At 62.1% G+C, this 2,108-nt stretch carries 1 protein-coding gene; it reads right to left on the bottom strand.

Annotated features, from left to right (window positions below):
• Positions 1–2,108, bottom strand: a 2,108-nt coding sequence (locus LQ953_RS14455; RefSeq protein ID WP_231031621.1) for a TonB-dependent receptor, incomplete at both ends; no start/stop codon positions are given.

The raw sequence follows: 2,108 nt of genomic DNA, 5'->3' as shown, positions 1-2,108 counted from the left end.
GCGCGCAATCGCCGTCCAGACGAACGGTGATATCGGCGCCGGGGTTCGCGAGCACATACTGGTGGAAGCCAGTGAACGACGCGTCGCAACCGGTGATGCCCTCGCGATCGCAATAAGCGAGCACCGCGGCGTCGATCGCCACGTCGTCCAGCGTACGGCCGAGACGACGGTTCAGGTAGGTCAGGCTGAAGTCCCAGTCGCCAATGCGATGCTGGACGCCGACGGTCCATTCATCGGTGTAGCTCGGCTGCAGGTTGGTCGAGACCAGCGTGTCCGTCGGGCCCAACACACCGTCCGAGCTGACGCTGCTGCACAGTGCCCCTGCGTCCGGACCGACATCCGGGCACGGACCAACAGCGCCGCCGGTGCGCGTGGTGAGGCCGAGGATGTTGCCAGTGCTGTCGAGCTGAAGGCCTGCGGGTAGGCCCACCGAGTTGAACGACGCGGGATTGACACCCGTGGGATAGGCAAAGCGCTGGCGGTAGTAGAGCTCAGCACCGCCGAGGCGGATGTTGGTGTTGGTCGCCACCGGCATGAAGTACCGGCTCCACGACCCACGCACCGTCGTCCGCTTGTCGCCGAATACGTCGAACGAAGCGCCGAGGCGCGGGCCCCACTGATCGCCCGACTCGAAGTACGTCTCGCCGCTCAGTGCATTGTTGCTGAACTTGTCATTGCGCAGGCCAAGCTGGAGATTGACCCGGTCATTGGCAAGCGACCAGCTATCCTGGATGTAAAAGGATTCGTTGACCGAATCCCAGGTGCCGACATTCTCGTAATAGTAACGATAGACGTAGGTAGGCGCGAGCAGATAGCGATAGCCGCTGGAATAGCGAGTATCGGTGGTGGAGCTGAGCTCTTCACGCTCATATCCCATGCGGAAGTGATGCGAACCAAGCAGGTTCACATACACGTCGGCGTCCGCGCGGTAGAACTTGCGGGTATCATCATCCGAGCTGAGCGCGCTTGAGAAACCAGCCGCAGTGGTAGTCGTGCCAGTCAGCGAGCTCTGCACCAACGCCTGCACCGGGCCCGGTGCCGAAGACTGGTTGTCGTGCGCTTCGCCATAGGCGGCCGACAGCGTCAGCCAGTTGGTGAACTGACCGGTATAGGTGCCAACGAAGTTGTCGCCGCCCGCCTTGTCGACGATATCGCCGAGCACGGCACCCTGGGTATCAGTTACCGGATCGAAGGCCGTGTAGCGGGTCCGCGCTTCCCGCGCATTGCGGAAATAGGTTCCCTCCAGGCGGTGACCATCGGCGATGATCAGGTCGAGCTTGCCGCCGAAGAAGGGCGACTTGTTCGTCGTGGTCAGGCGCTGCCCGGCCGTGATGCTGCTGTCGCCGATTTCCGAATAATTCGGATTGTAGAGGCCATAGAAGAACAGGCGATCCTTAATGATCGGGCCGCTGACGTAGAAGTTCGTCTCGATGTTCTGGTTGTAGTCGCCCTCGTTGTAGGCGGCATAGGTGTTCGGCGACGTATCGCGCAGCGCGTTGGGCGCAACTGCGACCAGCATGCCGGCCTTGAACTGGTTGGTGCCCGACTTCGTCACCGCGGTGGTGAAGCCGCCCAGCGCGCGGCCGAACTCGGCCGGAAGCCCGTACAGCTTGACGTCGAACGACTGGTAGAACTCGATCGGCGGGTTGTTCGAGCCCACGAACGTGCGGAAGTTGGTAACGTTCAGACCGTTCACGTAATACGCATTCTCGGCGACGGTGGCGCCACCGATCGAAGCGAGGTTACCGAAGGTGGTGTCGCCCGAGCTGGTGCCCGGCGAAAGCAGGATCAGCGCGGTCTGGTTGCGCGCGATCGGGGTGGTGTTCAGCAGTTCGCTGACATTGCTGATGTTCAAACCACCGGTGTTGTTGCCGAAATCGTTACCGCGGCGCGCCGTACCGGTGACGACGATCTCGCCGTCGTCCGAGGTGGCGCCAGCACCGCCGACGGTAAAGGTGTAGGTGTTGTTACGGCCTGCGCTGACGGAAACCGACGACGTGACAGGTTCAAAATTGGGAACGGTTACAACCGCGGTGTAATCACCGACCGGCAGCGACTGGATACGGAACGATCCCTCGGCGTTCAGCGTGGCCGTGCGCGTGAAGCCC

It is taken from the genome of Sphingomonas sp. IC-56 (assembly GCF_021043375.1).
Classification (GTDB): Bacteria; Pseudomonadota; Alphaproteobacteria; order Sphingomonadales; family Sphingomonadaceae; genus Sphingomonas.
The sequence above is the reverse complement of the archived record's forward strand: the minus strand, read 5'-3'. Positions and strand labels throughout refer to the sequence as shown.